Origin of the sequence: Alishewanella longhuensis (genome assembly GCF_014653435.1) — a bacterium.
In the GTDB taxonomy this organism is placed as follows: domain Bacteria; phylum Pseudomonadota; class Gammaproteobacteria; order Enterobacterales; family Alteromonadaceae; genus Alishewanella; species Alishewanella longhuensis.
In genome coordinates this window covers 16,826-43,096 of sequence record NZ_BNAO01000013.1, presented here as the reverse complement: position 1 = coordinate 43,096, position 26,271 = coordinate 16,826, and the positions used below count along the sequence as shown (strand labels likewise).

Here is a 26,271-nt window from a genome sequence, read left to right as displayed (position 1 = left end):
AATTGTTAAAGAGCGTGCTTTGAACTTCAAAGCGGGAGGCGTATGTTACACTTCCCAGATTTTAAGTCAAGCGTGAGGAAGATTCTTTTTTAAGACACCTCGTCACGTTCGACTCTACTTTTTACTTCACTTCTTGCTTCACTTCGCTTTTCGAGGCTTTCGTTAGCAGCCTGAAGCGAGGCGGCCATTTTAGTGATTTTAAACTTGCTGTCAAGCGTCTTTTTAAAAGATTTTTGCAACTCGTTTTTCTCACCCGGTGACTGGCTTCACTCTCGTTTAGCGCAGCGCCCCGTGGCATGGCGCGCATTATAGGGCGTTTTAGAATTGGTGCAATAGGTTTTATCAGAATTTATTGAAAAACCGCACCAACCGCACAAAAACCACTCAAAAAGCTTATTTTACCTACAAAAACTCATACTTATCGCTTTACTAAGGCTATTTTTATGGTTCAACACCACCATAATAGGACGCTTTCAGCCCTACTTTGTACCATACGCAGTTGGTATTCCGTTTGCTCGAATTAAACAACATCCACCTTTAACTCGCCTCTCTTTATATAGAGCCAAAATTATTGACGCTGCAGGTAGGCGGCAAATGGATATCACTTAGTACAGTTGTCCATGTGACTGGCTCGGACTGGCGTTTCAGGGAGCGAATCAAGCCAGCACTGCAGCAACTTTGATCATGGCGGGTATATAGCACTTTACTATAAAGCTTGAAACTCCAGACCTCAGCTTATCAAAGCAATTACAGCTACCTTTATATAGCTATCGCTTTTTATGCTCCGATTCTTAAGAACCTATAGGTGATGAGATCGATTGTAGTTATGCCCTCTAAAGATGCTCTGCTATCTGAGCTTTGGCTCTTGTAACGACGGATAGGTAATGTAAGTAAATGTAGGCCTGTTTTCTAGCAACTCAAAACAAGGTGTATAAAAGAAGAATAGCTATTTTAACGTTTTTGGACAGCCAAAGGCTGGTGCCGAAGGGATGCCTGCATGGATTGCAGGCACACAAAATTGCAGGAGCAATTTTGCACAGCGTCAGCTGGCCTGCGAAGCAGGTTTTTGCCATGGACGGCAAAACACAAAAATGTAGGGAACATTTTGCACTCGCATCATCCATGACGCTCGCCTTCGGCAGCATAGCTGTGCAAAACGGCTGTCCTGCCGTTTTGTGGAAAGCCTTAGGCTGGTCCCGGAGGGATGCCTGCATGGATTGCAGGCACATAAAACTGACAGGATCAGTTTTAGACAGCTTCAGCTGGCCTGCGCAGCAGGTTTTTGCCATGGACGGCAAAAACAAAAAAACCGGCCTTAGCCGGTTAATTTGGTGCAGATGGAGAGACTCGAACTCTCACGCCTTGTGGGCACAAACACCTGAAGCTTGCGTGTCTACCAATTCCACCACATCTGCGTTATGTTTACGCTACGCGCTTAACATGGCGTGCAGTATAGCGAGTTTTTAAATTACGTCAACTAACAAACTGCACATTTTATCAAGCTGTATATCGTTCGATTAATTACCAAGCAGCAAGCTTAATATTTAACCTTCTTTAGCAAGCCAATCTCTTCTAATCGCTGCATTAAATAATCATTAGAGTTAATCGGTTCTGGGTAACGATTCGGCCTCTCATTACTGATACAGCTTTCCAGCGTTTCAATAACAAAATCTGGATTAGGATGCATAAAGAACGGAATGGAATAACGCGGTTCACCCGCAGCCATACCAGCCGGGTTAACAACACGGTGAGTCGTTGACGGTAAGACGTGGTTAGTCAGCCGCTGTAACATATCGCCGATATTAACTACGATAGTGCCTTCAATAGTAGTTACCGGCAACCAACTGCCATCGCGGCGCAGTATTTCCAAGCCAGCTTCGTTTGACCCTACCAATAAAGTGATCAGGTTGATATCTTCATGTTGGCCGGCACGAATTGACTGGGTAGCAGTATCTTTGATTGGTGGATAATGAATAGGCCGCAGAATCGAATTGCCATAATTCACTTTATCCGCGAAGTATGATTGCTCCTGGCCTAAAAATAATGCCAATGCCTCAAGCACACGATTACCCAACTTTTCCAGCTCAGTGTATAACTGGTAAGTTGCCGCTTTAAACTCCGGCACCTCTGTCGGCCAAACATTAGGATACAAACTTGGATGCGGCGCAGGACCGTCCAGTTCACGGCCAACATGCCAAAACTCTTTGAGGTCTGGATGATTAGAGTCTTTGGCTTTTTCTACACCAAAACCGGTATAGCCGCGAGCGCCACCTTGACCGGGTTTAGCATAGCCTGCTTTTACCTCATTCGGTAATGCAAAAAACTGTTTAATTGCTTTGTAAGTATTCTCTACCACTTCATCTGGAATACCATGGCCGCTAATGCCACAAAATCCAAATTCAGTGTAGGCCTTGCCAATTTCGGCAACAAAGTTATCTTTGTCGGTGGCAAACCGTCTTATATCTAACGTTGGGACATGCTGTGTCATATAAAAGACCTGTTTTTAGCCTAAGTAAAAAAAGAACCCTGCTATTGCAGCGCTCATTAAGTTCGCTAATGTTGCAGCAAGTAAGGCTTTTAACCCTAACTCGGCAATATCAGCGCGGCGACTTGGTGCCATACCGCCCAAACCACCTAATAAAATGGCAATAGAAGAAAAGTTAGCAAAACCACATAAAGCAATAGTAACGATTACCTGAGTGTGGGCGCTTAACTGTTCTCTTACTTGCACAAAGTCGAGGTATGCGACAAATTCATTAATTACCAGTTTTTGACCAATAAAACTGCCGGCTGCCCGAGCTTCATCCCAAGAGACACCTAAAATAAAGGCCAGAGGTTGGAATACATAACCAAAGATTAATTGCAGTGTTAGGTCATCTTTACCAAACCAGCCGCCTACTCCACCAACGATACCGTTAACTAAGGCGATTAAGCCAACAAAAGCAAGCAACATAGCGCCTACGTTTAACGCTAATTGCATACCGCTGGAGGCACCGGCAGCAGCGGCATCAATTAGATTAGTATGTGGCTTCTCACCACCAATCTCAGCGAGTTCGTTTTTCGGTGTTTCAGTTTCTGGCAAAATCATTTTCGCCATTAAGAAACCACCTGGTGCGGCCATAAAACTGGCGGCGATCAGATATTTTAATTCAACCCCAAGCCCTGCATAGCCCGCTAATACTGAACCAGCCACAGAGGCTAAGCCACCAACCATAACCGCAAACAGTTCTGAACGAGTCATTGTTGGAATAAAAGGTCGAACAATAAGTGGGGCCTCTGTTTGCCCAACAAAAATATTAGCTGCAGCAGACATCGACTCAGGACGACTAGTACCTAATAATTTCTGTAAACCGCCACCAATAAGTCGAATAACCCAGGTCATCACACCAATGTGGTATAACACAGCAATAAGCGAAGAGAAGAAAATAATAATAGTCAAAACATGGATGGCGAAGATAAAGCCTTGGGAAAAACTCCCCAAATCACCAAATAAGAATAAGATACCGGCATTGGCGTAACTAATAACATTCGCCACCACCTGCGAAATATTATAAAGCACCTCCTGGCCAAAGGGCACATAAAGCACAAAGGCACCAATAGCAATTTGAATAGCAAAAGCGCCCCCCACAGTCCGCCAATTAATCCGGCTGCGATTTGCTGACGCTGCATAAGCGACCAATAACAGGGCGAAAATGCCCACTAATCCCATCATAGGTGTATTCCCTGGTTATTATTCTGCCAGAAGCTGGCGAATTTTTGCTTTTATAATATCGATAGCAATCTGATTTTTACCACCGCGGGTTACTACCAGATCGGCATATTGTTTGGAAGGGGCGATAAACTCAAAGAACGCCGGACGTACTGTGCTTTCGTATTGCTCTGTTACCGAAGCCAGACTACGGCCACGATCTTCTAAGTCTCTTTTAATACGGCGTAACAAACAAATATCTAGCGGTGTATCCATAAATACTGTGATATCAAATTGGTTACGAAGCTTCTCATCCGTCAATAATAAAATACCTTCTACTAATATGACCTTAGCAGCTTGCACTTTAATGGTTTCATCCAACCGGGTATGTAACTTATAACTATATTGCGGCATAGCGATACTTTGCCCTGCACGCAGCGCTTTGAGATGTTCAACTAATAATTCATGTTCAAAAGCAGAAGGATGATCATAATTAGTGAGGATGCGTTGCTCAAAAGACAAATGACTTTGGTCCCGGTAATAAGCGTCTTCGGATAATATGGCAATACGCTCTCCGCCAAGTTCTGCTACTAGCTCTTGGTAAACAGTTGATGCAAATAAACTTTTACCGGAGGCCGAAGCACCCGCAATAGCGATAATGGTATTTTTACCCATAAAACAGCCTACCGTATTTAAAATAGCTGGTAATTATCGCTAATAACGTGACAATTAGGAATAAAAAATCCAAAAAAAATGCCCGCTAACTGCGGGCATTCATATTATTACACTTTATTAGAACTTATAACTTACGCCAACTTTTAAGCGCCAAGCTGATTCTACGTTACGGAATGCTTCTGGCACGCCGGTACGAGCAGTTGGTGCGCTGTAAACATACTGATTAGCAGCGGCATCATAAGCGACGTTGGCAATACGTTGATAGCCTGGGAAAGCTGTCTCGTAAACACGTCCTGCGCTACTATCAATTAGATTAAGTAAGTTTTTAATTTCAAAATAAACAGAACCCTTATGGCCGATAGCAAAACCTGGGATTTCTTGCTCAAACTTAAAGTCGACTGTTGAAGTCCAACGACCAGACTCAGTATTTCGAGGAACTATAGTACCCGCATATTTATCCAGACCTGCAGCTACAAAGTTATCCCAACCAAAATTGCCGTCATATCTTACTGCTGGATCATTCGGGCCACTTGGTACATATACTAAATAACCGTTGCGATCATCAGTACCACCTAAGCTACCATTATCACCAAAAGTACTACCTGGGCCAGTTGTCCAACTATATGGACGGCCAGAGCGTCTTTCCGCGTAAACAGTAAACCTAGAGTTATAACCAGCGAAGAACTCGTGTGAATAGGTTAAGGTCATATTCAAACGATGTTCGATTTGATAACCAGCAATACCTGCTTGTGGAATATTGCGGTCGACAGCTGGGTATCGAGAGAAGTTAGATGCCGCCTGTGAGGATGTGCCTGACGACACGTCCTTCACATTTTGGTGAGCATAACCAAAACGCATATTTAACTTATCTATCTTAGTAGACGCACCAAGTGCATACACGTTACTACGACCACCTTTACCGTTAATAAATAAAATATCATGACGGTTATCTGGCACTGAGTAGATGTTACGACCATCTGGACCTACAGTAATTGGGAATTGCTCTCTGTACAAATCTTTCCAAATCACATCGCGATCTTTATACGAGTGCAAATATTCTGCCGTTAAATCCCAACGACCTAAGCCATCAAGATTAAGCACATAGTCAACGGCCAAATTAGCTTTCCACTCTGATGGTAGCTTGAAGTTTGGATCAATCGCATTAACATCACCATTACCCGGTTGCAGAGAGTTTGCTACCTGGGTTGGGATTACTTTAATATCAACATTTTCAATATTGTTTGAAACACTATTAGGTGCGCGCACCTTGGTTACGCCATCAACAGAGAAGCTGTTAGCAACCCAAACGTTTGGACGACCACCACCAAAACGTCCTACACCACCGCGTACTGTGGCTTCCGGCGTCGCACGCCAGTTGAAACCAATACGTGGCATCAGCAGTGATTTGCCATCTAAGTTCTCGGTATTATCAAAGCCATATCTTTCTAAGAAGTTTTGATTTACTACCGGCTTATCACTTGAACTATAACGCTCATAACGTAAACCGAAGTCTAACGTTAAGTCATATTCAAACAGCTCCCAGCTGTTTTGTAAGAACAAAGAGTCTGTGGTGAACTTAAAGGCAGCTGCCGCATCATCTGAATTACCGCTAAAGGCGTTTTCGTAACGAAGTGAGTTTACAAAACGGTTCTCAAAGTTCTCGATGCTATTGAAGGTCCATTGACCTAAGGTATAAGGAACGAAAGCATTGAACACATCTAAGGTCTCGCGATCCCAACCAAAAGTTATAGTATGATCTTCGAGTAAATATTCACCTGCGAAACGGAACTGTAACAGTTCGTTGGTCAATACGTTTACATGACGGAAACTATCGGCACCGAACACAACTGAACCTGAAGGCGTACGAACTTCTACCTGACCTACTTCACGCCCTCTTAATGGATCTTGGTTGGTATTAACATCTTTCCAAGCCAGTTTAATATCTGTAGAGAAATTATCAGTCCAGTTTGAATACAAGTGCGCAGCAAGAGATTCTAGATTTTGTTTATTATCATAAGCAGTCGAGTCCATAGTAATACGACTGTTAGAAGAGGCAAAACCTGGGGCTACACCATTGCTCTTTGTATTTTGGTAAGTTAACGAAGCACGGTGGTCATCGTTAATGTTCCAGTCTAACTTAACAAGCAATTTTTCATCTTTCTCAGGTGGGTTATATTCCCAGGTACCTGGCTCTACGCCATATACACTGCGAGCTATATTTAACACCCGGTCTAGATCGGCAACAGTTACCGAAGCATTATTTGGTGTAGCAACACCGGCAGGTCCCCATAGTAAAGTACTTGGCTCTTCTAGTTTTTCATAAGCAACAAAAGCAAAGAACGTGTCCTGAACGATAGCGCCACCAGCACTTAAACCGTAAACTTTACGCTCGAACTCACCAAGATCTGTCTTTGGCTGGCCGCTGCGCCCAGACTTACCAGAAAGCTCATCACCCATGTATTCATAAAATAAAGAACCTGCAAACTCATTTGTACCAGACTTAGTTACCGCATTGATGCCGGCGCCAGTAAAGCCGCCGAACTTAGCATTGTACGGAGAGGTGTTAACCACTATTTGATCAACAGCAGAGATAGGAATCGGTGAGCGTCTTGTTGGGTAACCGTTGCCGTTCAGACCAAAGTCATCATCCTGACGAACACCATCAACAGTAAGACTGTTATAACGTGGGTTAGCACCCGCTACCGACATTGAACTATCGTTATCACCTAATACCACCACTAACGGATCCTGACGAACAACATCTTTTAAGTCACGATCAAACAACGGCGCACTTTCAATGTCCGCGGAGCTGAAAACTGAGCCTGCCCCCATTTTGCCCATATTAAGCAAATTACCAACAGAACCTGTTACAGCAATTCTTTCAATATTGCTTGCTTGCGCCGTTTCTAATTGTGCATTTAAACGGAACGGCTCACCAAGTGAAAGAAAGATATTTTCGTAACGAATGGTTCCTTGGTCGCTTGTAATAGTAATGGTGTATGGACCACCAACACGTAAACCGCTGCTAACAAAAGAACCTGACTGATTTGTAGTTGCCACAGTACGGGTATTTGAAGGGACGTGTAATATCTCCACTTGGGCATTAGCAGTTACTTGCCCTTGCGCATCCTGCACACTGCCGCGTATTGCTGAAGAAGTTTCAGCGTAAGCTGCGCTTACCGCGCCAAGGCCTATTGCTACGGCCATTGCTAAATGTTTAATTTTCATATCGTTTTCACCTGGTAGTTGTGATTTCTAAGCTAAATCCGATTTAGTTTTTCTAGAATTGGTTTAAATCTGGTACAAAGACTAAACGATAAATATGTCATTTTCGTTACAGACACCAAATCACAGGAACTAATGCGTTATATAGTTGTCAAAGCAGTCCCGTAATAATAGTGTAACATGCCTATTTTCTGATGCGAACAACATGTCAGAAAATCGGTTAAAAAATATCTATTTGCTTTAAAACAGTGCACTAATATTGCTTTTGGCGCATTAACCCATGCTAGCTTACTTTTGCTTGAAGCTCATTAACGGCTTTCCTACAACTCGCATCAGCTTAATAGCTGGATTTATCAAAATTAGCTGGTTATGCTTAGCCTCTTATAAAAAACAGTTTTAAATGCTTTATGTCAAAACTATTCCTTAGTACGCTAGTTGCTACTTTATTGATCGTGATCGTTCCTACAGCTATGGCGCAAACTCAACTCAAAGTTGCCACCTTTAATGTCAGCATGGAAGCAGAAAATTATCTGCCGCGCGGTGAGCGTGGCAGTAGTCAGGTGTTAATTGATATTCTCGCCAACGGTGAGCACCCACAAGTCAAGAATATTGCCGCCATTATTCAGCAGGTGCGGCCAGATATTCTGCTACTGAATGAATTTGACTATATTGAAGATCCTAAGCTGGGTATTGCAGCCTTTATTAAAAACTATCTAAACAAAGCGCAGGCGGGCAGTGAAGCAATTGACTATCCCTTTTACTACTACAGTACAGTAAATACCGGCCAGCCCAGTCCTTATGATTTAGATAACGATGGTAACGCAAGCGGTGTGGGAGCGGATGCCTGGGGCTATGGTTTTTACCCTGGCCAGTACGGAATGGTGCTGTTGTCTAAATATCCAATAGACACAGCCAAAGTTCGAACTTTTCAGCACTTTAAATGGCGGGATATGCCAGGTTTTATGCCAACAAAAAAAGCGGATGGCAGCCCCTGGTACAGTAAAGATGCCTGGGCAAAGTTTCCACTTTCATCTAAAAGCCACTGGGATATCCCAATTAATATTCATGGCAAAACGCTGCATATGTTAGCCAGCCACCCCACTCCACCAGTATTTGACGGTGAAGAAAACCGTAATGGCATTCGTAACCATGACGAAATCCGTTTATGGGCCGATTACTTAACACCGCAAAAAGCAGCTTATATTTGCGATGATAACGGCAACAAAGGCGGCTTAGCAGAAAACGCCCGCTTTATACTGCTGGGCGATCAGAACGCTTCAGCGGATAACGAAGGCAATGCCTTAAACAGTGGTATTGGCATGCTGTACAACCATCCGCGAATTAACAACAGTATGCCGCCCGCTAGCTTAGGTGGTGCAGAACATACTCCGGATAACCCGAAAGCGGCATTTCACACCGCTGAGTGGCGGATGCGTGCCGACTATGTATTGCCGTCAAAAGCGGGTTTGCAGTTAAAAGACAGCGGTGTGTTCTGGCCGGTAAAAGCCGATCCTCTCTACCCGCTGGTTGGCTCACGCGGCGCCAGTTCGGATCATCGCCTGGTGTGGGTAACAGTAGAATTAAGCGCTGACTAATGCAGCGCTCCTTTTCCTAAGCGACTTTCCGAAGCCAGTTTTCCTGCCCTATTTGTTCTAATGCACAACTGGCCCAGCGCTTCGCGGTGAAGCCCCGCTGCTCAGCTGATTAGAAACGTTGTACCAGATTTTGTATGTGTACCGTCACTTCTTCCCTGTCATGGTATAAATGTTTAACCTGCAGCCGGTATTTGATGCCAGCGTCGGCCAGGCGCTGCTCAAGTTGCTGCAAAATGTCTGTCACCGTTTCATAGCGCTTTTTCATTGGCAGTTTCAGGTTAAAAATAGTTTCCTGACACCAGCCATTGATTAGCCAATCTGCAATACGCTCTGCCACCCTTTGTGGTTGCTCTATCATGTCGCAAACCAGCCAATGGTTATTCTTTTTCTGTGGCTCATACTTAAAGCCATCCACCATTAAATGGCGCACCTGACCGGTTTCCATTAATGACTCAGCCATAGGGCCGTTATCAATCGCAGTGACCATCATACTGCGTTTTACCAGCTGATAAGTCCAGCCACCGGGGCTAGCGCCAAGATCTACCGCATTCATGCCACCAGACAGGCGTTTATCCCACTCATGCTTAGGAATAAACTGAATAAAGGCTTCTTCAAGCTTTAAAGTACTGCGACTTGGTGCTTCGTTAGGAAACTTCAGCCGCATAATGCCATTTTCCAGTGGGCTGTTGTTCTCCGGATACGACAATCCGACATAGCCCTGTTGCCCCGTTAATAAAAACAAATGCAGCACAGGTGCCCGTTTTTGTTCTTTTGGCAATAATACGCCTGCTTGTCGTAATGCCTGACGCAGTGGCACTGTTAGTTTCCGCGCCAGGGTTGATAAGGTTTTACCGTCATTTGTTTCCGGATATTCCACTCTTATCTCACCACAACTGCTTAGTTCGGCGTTAAGTGCGGCGGCAATTACTGGCGCTATTCGATCTGCCGGCGGCAACTCAAGCAGCTCAGCCAACAGCAGGCTCCACTGGCGGATAAAGATAAACTGTTCAAACGGATAGTCGCGGTAAAACTGCGCTAGGCTGTCAGCATCATAGGCTTCAAAAATAACGTAGGCGCTATCAGCGCTTAACTTGCAGTAACCGAACACATTATGTAAACCTGCTGTATGCTGAATTTCTGCCGCGCATTCTTTTTCAAAACCGGCACGACAGTACAATAGTAATTGTTTCATATTAATTCCTGCGCCAAAGCGCTATGGCCAGTAACAGCCAACCTAAAATAAAACTCTGGCCGCCATAGGGCGCCAAAGCAGAAAAGTGAAATGGCAACTGTAACGCGCCCGCTATTAAGGTGTAACAAAATAACCAGATACCTAAATGCCAGAAAATGGCCGTGAATGACAGTAAACGGCTCGCCATCGGCAGTTGTAACAAGGCGAGTGCATGAAATGCCAACATACCAAGCGCTGCCAGAACACGGCCAGTATCCTCGCCAGTTAACTGCGCTTGCCATAAATGCATTAAGGCCGCTGCTAACCCTACTACCACAGCGCCGTATAGCGCCGCTAAGCTTTTATTTGCTTTGTGCAAGAATGGCATCAATATACCTACTGGTTAAATTAGCGGCTTGTTTGATCAGTGTCTCTTGAGTTAAACCACTGCTTTTTAGCGGGGTAAAATCATGATCTGCTGCCGCAAGCCAATCAATACTCACCTTCGGCCAAGCCATCGAGGCTAATTCAGCTTTGCCACCGAAAGGATCTCGCTCGCCTTGTATAATGTGTAATGGTAGCTTTAGTGCTGCAAAATGCTCAGTACGCCAGCTATCTTTTCTGGGCGGATGAAACGGATAGCCATAAGCAAACACTGCGCGAGCCTGACTTTCATTACTGCTATCAACAGAACTAAGCGGCTTAGCTTGTTGTGCCGCCCATAATGAAGCCACTCTGCTGCCCATCGATTTACCACCAACAAAAAGCGGCAAACCCGTCGTTAGCTCAGCCAAGGCCTGCGCTAGCTCTGGCACTAATAACACGGCTTTGGGTGGTGGTCTTTTCGTCAGGCTAACCAAACGCGCTTGCATGTAGCTAAAATTGAACAAAGTCACCTTAATCTGCTCTGCGCGCAATGCTATCGCCAATTGCTGCATAAAATCACTTTGACAGGAAGCTCCCGCACCATGGGTAAGCAGCAGATGCGCTTTCATGCTAGGCTTTTTACCTTAATCATCCAGGGCAACAGCATTCGTAAACTGCTGCTCAGCAAAATCGGCTTGTTCCGCTAACACCATATCCAGCATCCATTGTCTGAATGCGGTAATTTTACCGAGTTCAGTTTGGCTCTCCCGACAAACCAAATAGTATGAATCTTTGCTAATTAATACATGGTTAAACGGCACTATTAACCGGCCAGAGCTAATATCCGGCCGCGCTAACACGTTATGTGCCAATGCCACGCCCTGCCCATGAATCGCCGCTTGCAGTACCATTGACGAGTGACTAAAAATAGGGCCTTGATTTACATTAAAGTTTTTAAAGCCCTGGGTGGTAAACCACGCCTTCCAGGCTCTCCTGGAGCCATCATGTAACAAGTTATGAAAACGTAGATCGGTAGGTTCTTGTAACGGCTTAGTTCCGCTAAGTAATAAGGGAGAACACACCGGCAACAAATATTCAGTATGCAATTTATCAGCATGTAGATTGCGCCAACTGCCGCGACCATAATAAATAGCGACATCCACATCATCCGTTAGCGAGCCCTCATCCAAATCCACCGCTTTAATCCGCACATCGATATCCGGATGTTGTTCACTAAACTGGTTTAAACGCGGCACCAACCATTGAATAGCAAAACTTGGCTGCAGACTTACCGTTAACGAGCCTTTAGCACCACGCGCCAACAACTTTTCGGTGGCCTCATGCAACTGCAAGAAAATCTCTTTAATATCTAAAAAGTAGCTCTGGCCTTCTTCCGTTAGCAGCAAGGCGCGATTTTTGCGCATAAATAGCTTCAAGCCCAGATGGTCTTCCAATGCTTTTATCTGATGGCTTATCGCCGCTTGCGTAACGTACATCTCCTCAGCCGCCTTAGTAAAACTAAGGTGGCGGGCAGCGGTTTCGAACGCTTTTAGTGCATTAAGAGGTGGCAGACGGCGGGCCATACGAGTCCATTAATCAATTTGAATAATCAAGATTATTGTCGGTTTAAGCTTGCGGCTTGTAACCTTCAATTTCCACTTCTTGCCCTTCGAACAAAAAAGCAACCATCTGTTCTTCTAATAACTTGCGGTGTTCCAGATTCATCATATTCAGCTTTTTTTCGTTAATCAGCATCACCTGCTTGGTTTGCCACAGGGCCCAGGCTTCTTTACTGATATTGTCAAAAACCTTTTTACCCAGCTCTCCCGGGTAAAACTGAAAATCTAAGCCCGGCGCTTCTTTTTTTAAATATTGACAATAAACGGTACGGCTCATAATACAAATCCTTAATCAAATGAATGGGTGGCCAGTTGCTCTAGCAAAAGTTTAGCTGGCGCAGACAACCCCACTTCAGGCATAGCCGATATTGTAAACCAACTAGCAGCCGATTGCTCCTGTACTGACAAAGGTAATGCGTTTAGTTCTGCTACGAGTGGCTGGATCCATAAGTGGAAATGACTAAAGGTATGGCGAAAAGCGGGCAACTCTTGTTGTTGCGTTACCTTGAGTCCTTGTACCAGCAGATAATGCTCACGCTCGGCAGCATTGGCAAACTCTAAAAAGCCAAATAAACCGCCCCATAACCCCGCCTGAGGGCGCTGCACCAAACAAACTTGCTGCTGATAGCGTAACAGCAACCAGAAGCTTTGCCGCTCGGGAATCGTTTTTTTCGGCTTTTTACCTGGATAACGTGCCTGCTCGCCACTTAGCGCCGCCACACAGTTTAACTTTAATGGGCATTCACTGCAGCGCGGTTTACTCCGGCTACAAAGTGAGGCCCCCAAATCCATCATGGCCTGATTAAACTCTGCAACCGTATCAGCCGGGGTAAACTGCTCTGCCAGTTGCCATAACTTTTGCTCTACGGCTTTTTCGCCAGGCCAACCTTCAATAGCGGCGAACCGGGCGAGTACCCTTTTACAGTTCCCATCTAAAATGGGGTAATGCTGCCCCTGCGACAAAGACAAGATGGCACCGGCAGTAGAGCGCCCCACCCCTGGCAAAGCCAGAACATCAGCAAAATCGGTTGGAAACTCACCAGAGAAGTCTGTAGCAATTTTTTTGGCCGCATTGTGTAAGTTACGGGCACGGGCATAATAACCAAGCCCCGTCCATAAATGCAGTACCTCATCAATCGGTGCTTCTGCCAGGCTGTTCACGTCGGGAAAGCGCGCCATAAAACGCTGAAAATAAGGAATCACCGTTGCAACTTGTGTTTGCTGTAACATCACCTCTGATAACCAGGTTTTATAGGGGCTTTTTTCTATTTGCCATGGCAGGGTTTTACGGCCGTGCTGCCGGTACCACTTAACTAATTGTTCGCTAAACCAGCTTGCGTGCTGCAAAATTATACTCCTAAATCCAGTTCATTTAAGCAAAGGTTATTGTTGTAACCTAGTTTACCAGATAGCTACTATTTTATTAGGTTGAGCTTAGCCCTTATTCCAAGGATAATACGCCGCTATTTTATCGTATCGGAGCAGAGCATGAGCACAGAGGCCAAGACGCCATCACCAGAAAATACTGAAGACACTAACGCCACAGCGCCTTATTTGCGGCGAATTCGTTCTTTTGTGCTGCGTGAGGGCCGCCTGACGAAGGGCCAGCAACATGCTCTGGACAATTACTGGATAAAGTACGGTATAGATTACCAGGATACTTTATTATCTTTGGATCAGGTATTTGCTCGCAGTGCGCCGAGAGTGCTGGAAATAGGCTTTGGTATGGGTAAATCCCTGGTAGCCATGGCCAAAGCCGCACCCGAACAAGACTTTATCGGTATCGAAGTACATAGACCTGGAGTTGGCGCTTGTCTATCGGAAGCGCATACCGAAGCACTCAGTAATCTTAAAGTGTTTGAACACGATGCAGTAGAAGTGTTGGCCCAAATGATTCCCGAGCAAAGCTTAGATACCGTGCAGCTATTTTTCCCGGATCCCTGGCATAAAAAACGTCATCACAAAAGACGTATCGTGCAGCCAGATTTCGTGCAAGCACTGCGTAGCAAATTAAAAATCGGCGGTGTTTTCCATATGGCAACTGACTGGGAAAACTATGCCGAGCATATGTTAGAAGTTATGCGCGCGGCAGAGGGATTTGAGAACTTGTCTGCTAGTGGCGACTATGTAGAGCGCCCGGAACATCGGCCACTCACCAAATTTGAACAACGCGGCCAGAAGCTTGGACATGGTGTTTGGGATCTTATGTTTAAAAGGATAAGTTAATGCTCGCTAACACCAGTCAGCTTATTTTACGCAATCAGAGTGACTTAACAGGCAAAGTTTTGTTTGTTGAGCCAGAGGCGGATCAACTCCCGCGACAACTAAATAGTTTAACTGCTTTTAGTTGCTATACCACCGATGCAGCGGTGCAAAACCAGTGGCAACAAGCCGGATCAACAGTGTACTTTGCTGCCAAACCACAGTTTACCGAGCAATTTGACACTGCGGTGGTGTTTTATCCAAAAAGCAAAGAGCAATTAGCAGGTAGCTTGCAGCTTTTAAGCTCAGCATTAACCGACAGCGCGCATATCTATGTAGTCGGCGATAATAAAGGTGGCATTAAAAGCTTAGTTAACCATGCAGAGAAGCTTGGACTACATGCACACAAGCTAGACAACGCCAAACATTGTTTATGGTTTTCACTAACGGGTGATTTTGGCAGCCTAGCAGCCAGACAACTAAGTGAATTTTCGCTCACGCTAAACAACATGTCGTTAACGATCTGCTCTTTAGCTGGCGTCTTTAATCATGGAAAACTAGATGTGGGTACAGCGTTATTATTACAACATCTATCACATATTCAGGATGGCAGAGTGCTCGACTTTGCCTGCGGTGCAGGCATTATTGGCGCAGCATTAAAGCAGCAAGTGCCAGCAATAGAACTTTATTGCTCTGATATCAGTATGTTGGCAGTAGAGGCAACACAAGCAACGTTAGCGGCAAATAAGCTATCCGGTAAAGTTGTTGCTGCCGATGGTTTACCAACCGAACCGGCAAGCTTTAAGCATATCGTCAGTAATCCCCCGTTTCATACAGGCATTAAAACCGATTACACTATCAGTGAAGCTTTTATTGCCCAAAGTGTAAGTCGATTACAAAAAGGCGGCACCCTAACTTTGGTTGCCAATAATCATCTCGCTTATCAGCAATTACTGGAGCAAGCCTTTGGCAATGTGAAGGCTCTGGCAAAAGCCAATGGTTTTGTGGTATACCAAGCAGTAAAGTCCTAACGGGAAAAGCTGAAGATGCAAAAACACCTGCTGTTGATGATGGTGCTGCTCGCCACTGGCAGCAGCACTGCTACTGCCAGTGATAATGCTACTTGTATTAAAGCCGCCAGCCGAACCAGTGCTTGTCCGCATCAAATTTATCGGGCAGTACAACTGCCTAATATGGAAAAACCGGCATTGCGCTGTATTTGTATCACTGATTTTTTGCCACTGTTGAGTGAACCTGAAAATGCAGAACAGCGACTGGCACAACACAGATTAAAGCAACAATTTAAAGCGGAATTACAACATGATGTTGAGCCTTTGCTGCAAGTGATAAGACGCGAGCGTTAAGATGGCAATAAAAACATTCGACTGTTAAATCCGCCGAGATATTCTTCGCGTTGAGTTAAGAGCACCGGCACTAAATACAGTTCGTTCTGTTCAATCCAATAAATGGCATTTTGAGTAAACTGCCGACCAATAGCGATAGCCTGCTCTTTGTCACAAAGCACCATCCAACTTTTTTCTTGAAAACTAAAATCAGGCGCGGCGCCGGTAATAGAGCGGTATGGGGTATTAATTTGTTCTAGATAAGCCTGCAGCTGTTTATCGAAAAGTTGATTAGCCACCGGACTGCTAAGTTGCCCAGCAGGGTTTTGCGCGCTGATAATAGCAAAACTTATATGCTCTGCCAGCCGCTGATGACACAAAAAAATACTACGCTTATAGCTTTCCCACAGCTCCATAAACCACACCTTTGTCATCTGGCTCGCCAATACTATGAACTGTGATAGATAATTTTTCCACTATACCTTTGCGAAAAGACTATTATCTGTTTAGCATCATAATAACTATTGATAGCGTTGCATAGAGAATCTGAACCGCAGATGACAAGCCTAAATCGCACGACCTCAATGAAAAGCGCCTTTATCTGGTTGGTAATGCTAATTTGCAGCACCGCCTTATCGATAGCCTTGCTATCATCTAACTACCTCGATTATCAGCGACAACAACTACAATTGCAGGAGCAGCTTTCCGGTTTACTCAATATTATGGCTATTAACGCGCAAACTAGCCTACAAAATAATAATAAATTCCGTGAAGAACAACGCCTCAATTCACTGAGTGCAGTTCCGATTATCAAAAATGTCCATATTTATCAACTCGAGCCTGAGAGCCAGCAATTAAAATTTTTTGCCAGTTATAACCGCCGGGATACAGGGCCCTGGCCACCACAGATGTCCCGATTAGCCGAGCTGGCAGAACCTTTGAATAATCAAGATTATATCGAGCAAATGAAAGCGGTGTCAGTTGATAATCAGCTCTTAGGCTACGTTTACCTCAGAGCCAGTAACGAAGGATTAGAAAGCTCACAACGTCTGCAAATTATGATCAATGTCTTCATCGCTTTTATTGCCCTGAGCCTGTGCTATTTTATGGCGTTAAAACTACAACAACGCTTTACCAAACCCATTAGTGACTTGCTGGAACTGGTGCATCAGGTAGCCCGTAATAAAGACTATCGAGTCAGAGCGCCAATTGCAGAACTCCGCGAATTTAACCAGCTTAATCGTGCTTTCAATACGATGATGGACCGCGTAGAGGGGCAGCTTTACAAAATGGAACAAGCTGAACAAGAAATTAAGCAACTGAACCAAAGTTTAGAGCAAAAAATCAGCGAACGGACCTCCGCTTTAAAAGAATCCAACCAAGAGCTGCTGAATACTTTAGCAACACTGCACAAATATCAAAATCAAATTGTTGAGACCGAGAAAATGGCCAGTCTCGGTCAGATGGTTGCAGGGATCGCACATGAGGTAAATACCCCAATAGGCCTTGGCGTAACCGCTTCAACTCTGTTGCAAGATAAGGTTCATGAAATTGAACAGGCTTTTGAGAAGAAAACACTTTCATCCAATCAATTAGCGCGCTTCTTAGGAGATAGCAAAGAAAACCTTGGTATTATTTACCGCAATTTAGAACGGGCAGCAGGTTTAATTAGCAGCTTTAAACAGGTAGCAGTCGATCAGTCTAATGACAGTTTACGCCAATTCAATATGCAGCAATTGCTCAATGAGGTAGTACTCTCATTACGCCCTAACTTAAAGAAAACGCAGCATCAATTAAAAATTAATTGTCCGGCAGACTTAATTATTACCAGTAAACCTGGGCCAATAAATCAGATTTTAATTAATCTCATCATGAACAGCCTAATTCATGCTTTTGACGAAGGGCAAGCTGGTGAAATTATCATTGATGTGCAACTAAAGCAGCATAGATGTTATCTACATTATAGCGATAATGGCAAAGGGGTACCTGAGCATATCCGTAAACGTATTTTTGACCCCTTTGTTACTACCCGCCGGGGTGATGGCGGCAGTGGCTTAGGTCTGCATCTAGTCTATAATTTGGTAACTCAAGCACTTAACGGCAAAATTAATTTAGAAAGCCAGCTTGGTGAAGGTATTCAAATTGATGTTGATTTCCCGGTGGGTAGCGTCAGCCCCTCTAAGCTAAACAGCTAACGCGCTGATATAACAGTAGATAATAAAAAAATAATATTAGACAAGGCTAATTGTTAACAAAATTCTTGTTAACAATTGCCGCTATAGTTTATAATTGCACATAATTTGATACCTGATGGCCAACTAATCCATCTTTTTTTAAACTCAACTGTTACTTTTCTTAAATAAGGTTTAACTCTAATGCAAACACCTGTGATTCTAGTCGTTGAAGATGAAGAAGTTACCAGATTGAATCTGGTGAGTCTGTTCCAGGGGGAAGGCTATGATGTGATCGAAGCCGTTAACGGCGAAGAGATGCACAAAAAGCTGGAGGAAAATCAAGTCAATCTTATCGTTATGGACATTAACCTACCTGGTAAGAATGGCTTGATTTTAGCAAGAGAACTGCGCCAGAAAGAAAATATAGGTTTAATCTTTTTAACCGGCCGCGACAGTGAAGTAGATCGTATCCTGGGTTTGGAAATTGGCGCTGATGACTACCTAACCAAACCTTTTAACCCGCGTGAACTCACTATTCGTGCCCGTAACTTGCTAAGCCGCACCTCTGCGCAGCCCGTTGTTGAAGAGCATAAAAGCATTCTAAAGTTTAACGGCTGGACCTTAGATGAAAACAGCCGCAATCTTACTTCACCAAGTGGCTCTGCACGCCGTCTGCCTAAAGGTGAATACCGCGCGTTACGCTTAATGTTAGATACACCGGGCAAAATCTTTACCCGTGAACAGCTAATCCGCCATATGACTGGCCGCGATTTACGCCCAAATGATCGTACGGTTGACGTGACTATCCGTCGTATCCGCAAACACTTCGAATCAGATATCGACAGCCCAGAATTGATCAGCACCATCCATGGTGAGGGTTACCGCTTTGTCGGCAAAATTGAGAAGTAATTAGTACTTTTCAATATACTGTTGCAGAGCAGCAAGGTGCTGCTCTGCTGTAAAGTGTAATTCTAGTATCTTCCGCTCCAGACACGATTTTTCCATCGGCTCCTCTTCCAGCTTCTTCGCCTGTTGTTGCACCCATAGCAAGCCTATTGCTGCTGCTGCGCCTTTTAATTTATGGGCATGGCTTTGTAAGTCAATCTCATGTTGCTGCACGGCGGCTTCGAGCAATTTATTAATATAGCCTGGCAATAATTGCGCAAATAACTTGGCACTGCGCTGCATCCCCTCTTTGCCAAGTGACTGCAAATAATTTTGCAATGTTGCAATATCTAATACCTCTGAGCGCTCGTTCTTACTGTCTGCTTCAACGGCTGTTGTAGTAGACAGTAACTGTCGTTTTAGAGCACTTGGCGAAAATAGTTCCGCAAGTAAAAGATCCAGCTTCTCGGTGTTCAGCGGTTTGCTCAGTACGCCGTCAAGGCGGATATCAATAAGCGCTTCCTGAGCTTTACGAACATTTGCACTTAACATAACAATCGGTAAATTGGCTAACCGCGGTTCTGCACGAATAAATCTGGCGATAACATCGCCTTCCATATCAGGCAACTGCATATCCAGTAACACTAAATCCAGATCATCCTCAGTGTCCAGCAGTGCCAGCGCGTCCTCTCCAGTTTCAGCATGAATAACGCTGTGTCCTCTTTGCTCCAGCAGAGCAATAGCAATATCAGCATTAAGGGGTATATCTTCTACCAGTAGGATAGTAAGAGCAGGACAGTTCACTGCTGATGCCAGCTCAGGGGCATTTGCCTCTACTAAAGGCAGACTTACCATAAAGCAACTACCAGCACCTAGTTGGCTATCTACCTGAATATCTCCAGACATGGCAGAGATCAGCGAGCGGGAAACGGACAAACCTATACCAGAGCCAACGATACTCAGGCGTTGTCCATCTTGAGATTTGTAATACATATCAAAAATTCGTGCCAACTCATGCTCTGCTATACCGATACCGGTATCCAGCACTTTGATTACCAACTTATCTTGCGTCAACTCACACGTTAAGGTGATCTGGCCCTTGCTGGTAAATTTAACGGCATTGCTTAATAAGTTCCATAACACCTGACGTAAGCGTGTGGCATCAAGCAATAAATAACAATCAAAAATACTATCTTGTGGCATCACAAATTCTAGACCTTTTTGCTGACAAATAAGCTCAGCAAAATTTGCGATGTCTTGTAAAAAGCGCTCTAAATGTACGCTTTGATAAATAATATCTAGCTCACAGCGATCAATCTTATCGAGATCTATGATGTCATTAAATATATTGCCCAGGGTTTCCGCGCTGGTAAAGATAGTATTAGCCCAGCTAAATTGTTCATTATCTAACGCACTGCCCAGTAAGCGGCGGGTCAAGCCAACGATACCATTTAACGGCGTGCGCAACTCATGGCTTAACGTGGCAATAAACTGCCCTTTGTCTTGATAAGCTTTTTCCAGCGCCTGCTCAGCTAACTTTCTGGAAGTGATATCGCGGCCAAACCCCAATAATCCGATATAACGGCCTTGCCTGTCGTAAAAAGGCAGATGCCGCATTTCAAACCAGCTTATTTCACCATTATGCTGTTTGAATTCAATATCCAATGTTAGCTCTGTTTCCGGTGCAGTTTGTTCATACTCCGATAAAATAGCAGCCTGCGGACTATCTGCAGCATAAAGCTTGGCCAGGTTTTGTCCTATAAGCTCTGACATGGGTCTACCCATTATGCCTTCAAACATTTTATTACAACTGGCCAATAAACCTTTTTCATCCCGATAGTAAAATAGATCCGGTGAACTATCGACTATTGAGCGAATTAATAAGCTCTGCTCCGCTAATTCTTGTTCTGTTTTACGTCGCTCACTAATTTCTCGGCGTAGTTCCTCAATAGCCCGACGTTTCGCTTGAAAAGCTTTCTTACGCTCTTCAATTTCAAAATTTAACTGCCGAATACTTTCTTGCATTGTCAGGTTTAATTTTCGCTCAGCTAGCGCGGAATCATCAACAAAGCGTAAAGCCGCATCGAGCCGAAGTATCAGATAAAAAACGATGGTGGTAACAGCAGTAAGTAAAGGCACTATATAAGCTAAAAGTAGCTGCAATTCATGCAATACCACTTCCCGATCAAAAACAGCAGTATAGGCAAGATAGCTAAGCAACACTAAAGTAGACAGTAACACCACCAACAAGGTACCCAGTTGCCAACGACCCCATTGCCGGACACGGCTAGCAAAGGCTTTGACTTGCGGGTGAACCGGGTTTTGCATAACAACTTTTCCTAATGTGAAAACTTACAGCTCGCTACCCAGCCATAATACCTAAGAGTAATAAGGGGCTAGATTAGCGGTTATTAATCACTTTGCCAATGCTGCTGCCCATTTAGGGAAACGCAGATCAGATAATTTCTCTAAACACCAACATCGCATAATTATTTGCCTTACTTAACAAAAGTCATTTACAGCCATAGCAAAAAATTGTGTAAGTACACTTAAAAGTCATCATGCTAACTAACAGCTTCAAGGTGTTGCAATTTACAGCAACAAAAATCGTGTCATCTTGGGGTTTACTGGCTATCAAGCAGCAAAAATCTAGCTTGCAATTTTATTAGAATATCGGTATACCTGTTAATCTCTGTATGTATAGACGGCTAAAACAACCGAATTAACATCCGCAGCACGTTAACCTCTGCCAGAACAAAAAGTATTTTCTCGCAGCAGTAGCAAAAACAACAATAAGAATAATAATTCAATAAAGTTAAATAATTATTTATTTCAGGATAAGTTTGGAGGCGTGTCATGGCGTTGTATCAGCATAGTCAGGCGAGAGAGAACTGTGGCTTTGGGCTGATTGCGCACCTAGAGGGTGTCGCCAGTCACCGCATAGTCAGAACAGCCATTAACGGCTTAGATCGCATGCAACATCGCGGCGGTATTTCTGCCGATGGTAAAACCGGCGATGGTTGTGGTTTATTAATGCAAAAACCCGATAGTTTTTTCCGGGCACTGGCTGAAGAGAATAGCTGGAATCTAGCAAAAAAATACGGTGTAGGCATGATTTTTTTAAGTCAGGATCCGGTCAAAGCAGCACTGGCAAAAGACATCATTAATAAAGAAATCGCCCGCGAAACCTTAACTTTAGTGGCCTGGCGAAAAGTTCCTATCGATGCCGCTGTGCTGGGGCCTTTAGCGCTGGATTCCATGCCGCAAATTGAACAGGTTATTGTAAACGCACCGCATGGCTGGGGTGATCATGATCTGGAACGCCGTCTTTATATGGTGCGCCGTCGCGTTGAGCAGCAGCTAAGTGCTGATGAAGATTTCTATATTCCCAGCTTTTCGTCTTTAGTCACAGTATTTAAAGGCTTGATGATGCCGGCTGATTTGCCGAAGTATTATCTCGATCTTGCCGATATTCGCATGGAAACCGCCATTTGCGTGTTCCATCAACGCTTTTCTACTAACACTATGCCGCGCTGGAAATTGGCACAGCCCTTCCGTTTTCTCGCCCACAATGGTGAGATAAATACTATTACCGGTAACCGCCAGTGGGCTCGCGCCCGCCAGTATAAATTTGCCTCACCGTTATTACCTGACTTACAGGAAGCTGCGCCCTTTGTTGGCCAAAGTGGTTCAGATTCAAGCTCGCTCGATAATCAGTTAGAGCTGCTGTTAGCCGGTGGTATGGACTTGTTCCGCGCGATGCGTTTGTTAGTTCCACCTGCCTGGCAAGGCAATAAGGTGATGGACGATAACCTAAAAGCCTTTTACGAATTTAACTCCATGCATATGGAACCCTGGGATGGCCCGGCAGGTATTGTCTTAACCAACGGCCAGCATGTGGCCTGTAACCTGGATCGTAACGGCTTACGCCCTGCCCGCTTTGTCATTACCCGCGATAAGCTGATTACCTTAGCCTCTGAAGTGGGTATTTGGGATTACACACCCGATGAAGTAGTAGAAAAAGGCCGGGTTGGCCCCGGCGAAATGCTGGCAATTGATACCACCACCGGCAAAATCTGGCGCTCGGATGAAATTGACGTAGATTTAATGCAGCGTCATACCTACCGCAGTTGGCTGAATGATAACGTGCAGCGCTTGGTCCCTTACGAAAAATACGAAACCGATTTAATCGGTAAACGCGCCTTTACTGATGATCAAATGCTGGTGATGCATAAGCTGTTTAACTACAGCTATGAAGAAATTGACCAGGTGGTTACCGTACTGGCCAAAGATGCGCAGGAAGCCGTTGGCTCGATGGGTGATGACACCCCTATGGCTGTATTGTCACGCAAACCGCGCACTTTATTTGATTATTTCCGCCAGCAGTTTGCTCAGGTGACTAACCCACCAATCGATCCCTTACGCGAAGCCCATGTGATGTCACTGGCTACCAGTATTGGCCGTGAGCACAATGTATTTAAAGAAACCGCAGGCTATGCCCGGCGTATTCAGTTTGAATCACCAGTATTAATGTACTCGGATTTAAAACAGCTAAAACAAGCCGACGAGAAATACTATAAACACCAGATTTTCTCACTGAACTTTGACCCGGCAAAACAAAGCTTAAAAGAGGCGGTTAGCACACTTTGCACTGATGTGATTACTGCTGTGCGCGAACAACAAGTGGTTTTGGTGATCTTAACCGACCGTCGTATTGCTCAGGGCCTGTTACCTATCCCGGCGGCAATGGCAGTCGGTGCAGTGCAACAGGCGCTGGTCAATGCTCAGCTACGTTGTGATTCCAATATTATTATTGAAACTGCAGCCGCCCGCGATTCACATCATTTTGCCGTGCTAATTGGCTTAGGTGCTACGGCCATCTATCCGTTCTTAGCCTATGAAACCGTTGAGCAGTTAGTTGAAAAAGGCAATATTCCCTTGACGGCACGGCAGGCGGTCCTGAACTATCGCAAAGGCATAAACAAAGGCCTGTATAAAATTATGTCGAAGATGGGCATCTCCACGGTGGCCAGCTATCGCTGCTCAAATTTATTTGAAGCGGTGGGTATTAATCAGGAAGTGATGCAGCAATGCTTTGCTGATATCCCCTCACGCATTAGTGGCGCCGGTTTTACTGATTTTGAGCAAGATGTACAACAACTGGCCAATATTGCCTGGTTAAAGCGCAAGCCGATGAATCATGGTGGTTTACTGAAATACGTGCACGATGGTGAATACCACGCCTATAACCCAGACGTGGTACAAACGCTGCAAAAAGCGGTACGTAGTGGCAACTACGAGGATTATCAGCAATACAGCGCGCTGGTTAATCAACGGCCGGTGGCCCATATCCGCGATTTATTTAAAGTAAAAGATAACACTAGCAGTGTGGCACTGGAGCAAGTTGAAGCTGCCGAGTTACTCTATCCACGCTTTGACAGTGCTGCTATGTCTATCGGAGCCTTAAGTCCGGAAGCACATGAAGCGCTGGCTATTGCCATGAACCGCTTAGGCGGCCGTTCTAACTCCGGTGAAGGTGGTGAAGATCCGCGGCGCTTTGGTACCGAGAAAAACTCAAAAATTAAGCAAGTTGCCTCGGGCCGCTTTGGGGTAACACCGCACTACCTGGTTAATGCTGAAGTAATTCAGATTAAAGTGGCACAGGGCGCAAAACCCGGCGAAGGTGGTCAGCTACCCGGTGAAAAGGTCACAGCAGAAATTGCCCGCTTACGTTATTCGGTACCCGGCGTAACTTTAATTTCGCCGCCACCGCATCACGATATCTACTCGATTGAAGATTTAGCTCAGCTGATTTTCGATTTAAAGCAGGTGAATCCACAGGCACTCATTTCAGTAAAACTGGTATCTGAGCCCGGCATCGGCACCATTGCCACTGGCGTGGCCAAAGCCTATGCCGATCTTATTACCGTGTCAGGTTATGACGGTGGCACCGGCGCCAGCCCACTGACTTCAGTAAAATATGCCGGTAGCCCCTGGGAGCTGGGTTTAGCCGAAGTGCATCAAGCCTTAGTGGAAAACGGCCTGCGTGACAGAGTACGCTTACAAGTAGATGGCGGCTTAAAAACCGGCTTAGATGTGGTTAAAGCCGCTATTTTAGGGGCTGAAAGCTTTGGCTTTGGTACCGGCCCTATGGTGGCGCTGGGTTGTAAATTCCTGCGCATTTGCCATTTAAATAACTGTGCAACCGGCGTAGCGACGCAGGATGCCACCTTACGGCGCGATCACTTTACTGGCTTGCCAGAAATGGTAATGAACTACTTTACCTTTTTGGCGCGTGAAGTGCGTGAGCTAATGGCGCAGCTTGGCGTAACAGAGCTAACACAACTTATTGGCCGCACCGATTTACTGGATTACAAAGCCAGTGAAACGCAAAAACAAAGCCGCCTGGATTTGTCACCCATTCTGGCTGCCAGCGGTGTCCGCTCAGATAAACCGCTACACTGTGTGCAAAATAATACCCCCTTTGATCCGGGCGCATTAAACCAATTATTGCTAGAAAAATGCCAGCAGATGGTCAGTCGCAAAACCGGCGGTCAGTTAAGCTTCCCGATCCGCAATACCGACCGTTCAGTAGGTGCTGCCTTATCGGGCTTTATCGCGAAGCAACATGGCAATCAGGGCATGGCAACCGATCCCATCCGCTTAAAGTTTATCGGTACCGCCGGCCAAAGCTTTGGCGTCTGGAATGCCGGTGGCCTGCACTTATCGTTGCAAGGTGATGCCAATGACTATGTAGGTAAAGGCATGACCGGAGGACAAATTGCTATTCATCCGGCGAAAGGCGCCAGCTTTGCTAAAAACGGTTTTACCATTGCCGGTAATACCTGTTTATACGGCGCAACCGGCGGTCGTTTTTATGCGGCAGGTCAGGTCGGTGAGCGCTTTGCAGTGCGTAACTCTGGTGCACTGGCGGTGGTAGAAGGCACGGGCGATAACTGCTGTGAATATATGACGGGCGGTGTGGTCGTGGTACTGGGCTGCACTGGGGTGAACTTTGGTGCCGGTATGACCGGTGGCTTTGCCTACTTACTGGATGAACAGGATGACTTGGCACTGCGCTTAAACCCAGAACTGGTAGAGGCATTGACGGTAGAAATGCCGATATTACAAGAGCACTTACGCAGCTTGTTACATCAACATTTAGAAGAAACTGGCAGTGAAAAAGCGCAGCGGATCCTAAATAATTTTAGCCAATATTTACCGAAGTTTAAGCTAATTAAACCTAAAACCAGTGATGTAAATACCTTGCTTGGTCACCGCGCCCGCTCGTCTGCCGAGCTGCGTGTACAAGCGATGTAAGGGAGGCG

Annotated in this window: 19 protein-coding genes and 1 tRNA gene; 7 read left to right on the top strand and 13 right to left on the bottom strand. The window is 45.1% G+C overall.

The features are described from left to right. Nucleotides 1-1,329: 1,329 nt before the first annotated feature. From IE163_RS17335 to IE163_RS17315, 5 genes are all read right to left on the bottom strand, one after another. Nucleotides 1,330-1,415, bottom strand: a tRNA-Leu gene (locus tag IE163_RS17335). Between the two features lie 122 nt (nt 1,416-1,537). Next, nucleotides 1,538-2,488: an isopenicillin N synthase family dioxygenase gene (locus IE163_RS17330; RefSeq protein WP_189434329.1), complete on the bottom strand. Its 951-nt coding sequence runs from the start codon at nt 2,486-2,488 to the stop codon at nt 1,538-1,540. Nucleotides 2,489-2,503: 15 nt separating this feature from the next. Further along, nucleotides 2,504-3,712 (bottom strand): NupC/NupG family nucleoside CNT transporter, encoded by a 1,209-nt coding sequence (locus IE163_RS17325; RefSeq protein WP_189434327.1) that lies wholly within the window; start codon nt 3,710-3,712, stop codon nt 2,504-2,506. An 18-nt stretch (nt 3,713-3,730) separates the two neighbouring features. Next, the gene (gene udk, locus IE163_RS17320) at nt 3,731-4,363 is read right to left on the bottom strand and encodes a uridine kinase (protein WP_189434325.1); all 633 of its coding nucleotides are present in this window, start codon (nt 4,361-4,363) and stop codon (nt 3,731-3,733) included. Nucleotides 4,364-4,480: 117 nt separating this feature from the next. Beyond that, nucleotides 4,481-7,591 carry a TonB-dependent receptor gene (locus IE163_RS17315; RefSeq protein WP_189434324.1) on the bottom strand — a complete coding sequence of 1,037 codons (3,111 nt, stop codon included), beginning with the start codon at nt 7,589-7,591 and terminating at the stop codon, nt 4,481-4,483. Nucleotides 7,592-7,995: 404 nt separating this feature from the next. On the opposite strand from IE163_RS17315, the gene IE163_RS17310 reads away from it, so the two are divergent. Then, entirely contained in the window at nt 7,996-9,183 is a 1,188-nt protein-coding gene (locus IE163_RS17310; protein ID WP_373297901.1) for an endonuclease/exonuclease/phosphatase family protein, read from the top strand. Between the two features lie 109 nt (nt 9,184-9,292). On the opposite strand, the gene rlmM is transcribed toward IE163_RS17310, so the two are convergent. The 6 genes from rlmM to mutY are packed head-to-tail and all read right to left on the bottom strand — an operon-like array spanning nt 9,293 to nt 13,686. Further along, on the bottom strand, nt 9,293-10,375 hold the full coding sequence (gene rlmM / locus IE163_RS17305; RefSeq protein WP_189434321.1) for a 23S rRNA (cytidine(2498)-2'-O)-methyltransferase RlmM: 1,083 nt from the start codon (nt 10,373-10,375) through the stop codon (nt 9,293-9,295). Nucleotide 10,376: 1 nt separating this feature from the next. Beyond that, the gene (locus IE163_RS17300) at nt 10,377-10,742 is read right to left on the bottom strand and encodes a DUF423 domain-containing protein (RefSeq protein WP_189434320.1); all 366 of its coding nucleotides are present in this window, start codon (nt 10,740-10,742) and stop codon (nt 10,377-10,379) included. Beyond that, nucleotides 10,717-11,349, bottom strand: coding sequence for an alpha/beta family hydrolase (locus IE163_RS17295; RefSeq protein ID WP_189434318.1), 633 nt, complete (start codon nt 11,347-11,349; stop codon nt 10,717-10,719). The genes IE163_RS17300 and IE163_RS17295 overlap by 26 nt, the downstream gene beginning before the upstream one ends. 15 nt (nt 11,350-11,364) lie before the next feature. Further along, the gene (locus IE163_RS17290; RefSeq protein WP_189434316.1) at nt 11,365-12,303 is read right to left on the bottom strand and encodes a transcriptional regulator GcvA; all 939 of its coding nucleotides are present in this window, start codon (nt 12,301-12,303) and stop codon (nt 11,365-11,367) included. Between the two features lie 43 nt (nt 12,304-12,346). Further along, nucleotides 12,347-12,616 (bottom strand): oxidative damage protection protein, encoded by a 270-nt coding sequence (locus IE163_RS17285; protein ID WP_189434313.1) that lies wholly within the window; start codon nt 12,614-12,616, stop codon nt 12,347-12,349. Between the two features lie 11 nt (nt 12,617-12,627). Further along, entirely contained in the window at nt 12,628-13,686 is a 1,059-nt protein-coding gene (gene mutY, locus IE163_RS17280) for an A/G-specific adenine glycosylase (protein WP_189434311.1), read from the bottom strand. Between the two features lie 141 nt (nt 13,687-13,827). On the opposite strand from mutY, the gene trmB reads away from it, so the two are divergent. Genes trmB through IE163_RS17265 form a run of 3 tightly spaced genes read left to right on the top strand, consistent with a single transcriptional unit; the run spans nt 13,828 to nt 15,905 of the window. Continuing rightward, a complete protein-coding gene (gene trmB, locus IE163_RS17275) occupies nt 13,828-14,565 on the top strand; it encodes a tRNA (guanosine(46)-N7)-methyltransferase TrmB (protein WP_189434309.1) in 738 nt (245 codons plus the stop codon). Continuing rightward, nucleotides 14,565-15,572, top strand: coding sequence for a methyltransferase (locus IE163_RS17270; RefSeq protein ID WP_189434308.1), 1,008 nt, complete (start codon nt 14,565-14,567; stop codon nt 15,570-15,572). The genes trmB and IE163_RS17270 overlap by 1 nt, the downstream gene beginning before the upstream one ends. A 15-nt stretch (nt 15,573-15,587) precedes the next feature. Continuing rightward, complete coding sequence (locus IE163_RS17265; protein ID WP_189434306.1) at nt 15,588-15,905, top strand: hypothetical protein; 318 nt, start codon at nt 15,588-15,590, stop codon at nt 15,903-15,905. Here IE163_RS17265 and IE163_RS17260 read toward each other — a convergent pair. Beyond that, complete coding sequence (locus IE163_RS17260) at nt 15,902-16,300, bottom strand: DUF3293 domain-containing protein (protein ID WP_189434304.1); 399 nt, start codon at nt 16,298-16,300, stop codon at nt 15,902-15,904. The genes IE163_RS17265 and IE163_RS17260 overlap by 4 nt on opposite strands. A 141-nt stretch (nt 16,301-16,441) precedes the next feature. Between IE163_RS17260 and IE163_RS17255 the strand changes: the two genes are divergently transcribed. Next, a complete protein-coding gene (locus IE163_RS17255; protein WP_229833640.1) occupies nt 16,442-18,079 on the top strand; it encodes a sensor histidine kinase in 1,638 nt (545 codons plus the stop codon). A gap of 180 nt (nt 18,080-18,259) precedes the next feature. Then, a complete protein-coding gene (gene arcA / locus IE163_RS17250; protein ID WP_189434302.1) occupies nt 18,260-18,967 on the top strand; it encodes a two-component system response regulator ArcA in 708 nt (235 codons plus the stop codon). On the opposite strand, the gene IE163_RS17245 is transcribed toward arcA, so the two are convergent. Next, complete coding sequence (locus IE163_RS17245) at nt 18,968-21,271, bottom strand: ATP-binding protein (RefSeq protein WP_189434299.1); 2,304 nt, start codon at nt 21,269-21,271, stop codon at nt 18,968-18,970. Nucleotides 21,272-21,799: 528 nt separating this feature from the next. On the opposite strand from IE163_RS17245, the gene gltB reads away from it, so the two are divergent. Beyond that, nucleotides 21,800-26,263: a glutamate synthase large subunit gene (gene gltB, locus IE163_RS17240; protein WP_189434297.1), complete on the top strand. Its 4,464-nt coding sequence runs from the start codon at nt 21,800-21,802 to the stop codon at nt 26,261-26,263. The last annotated feature ends 8 nt before the right edge of the window (nt 26,264-26,271 follow it).